Raw genomic sequence first — 587 nt, forward strand, 5'->3', positions numbered from 1 at the left:
CGATGAAGCATCAATTCAGGTTCATTCTTTAGCTTTTGAAGCATTTCTTCTGTCAGAATCTCATGCACCCACCGCCTTATTCGCCTAGGGTCTTTTTTAGAGTTAGTGCACTGACTTCTTATTTTACAATCTCGACAAGCAATGTGATTGAAGTAAACATCAAGGTATTTACCTTGCTCAAATACCTGCATTCGATTTTGAAGTTCATTACCAGCGGGGCATAAGTAAATATCTTTATTTGCATCGTATTTGAAGAGTGAGCGGTTAAATATCCCTTTCTTTTCAGAGGACGATGTATCCGTCTTGGGCATGATTGGCTCTGCACCCAAATCGATAGTATCTTTTATATCGGGCTGACTGAAGTAACCTTTATCTGCTAATACCCTTATATCTTCCTTGCGCAATGCTTTTTGTGCGAGTTTTGTCATTGACGCAAGCTGGCCTCTATCTGGCACGTTGGTCACCTCATGCGCCACTATAAGGTGGTGCTTGGTATCAACCGCACTTTGCACGTTATAACTCACAACTCTTGTAAAACCTTGAGTTTTCATTAAACGTGAATCAGGATCAGTAGTGGATATTTGCTT

At 40.7% G+C, this 587-nt stretch carries 1 protein-coding gene; it reads right to left on the reverse strand.

The genetic code is table 11. From position 1 onward, the window contains the following. The coding region (locus MTN96_RS36895) for a transposase (RefSeq protein WP_248534864.1) at window positions 1-587 on the reverse strand (587 nt) is incomplete at both ends.

It is taken from the genome of Pseudoalteromonas sp. 2CM28B (assembly GCF_023161935.1).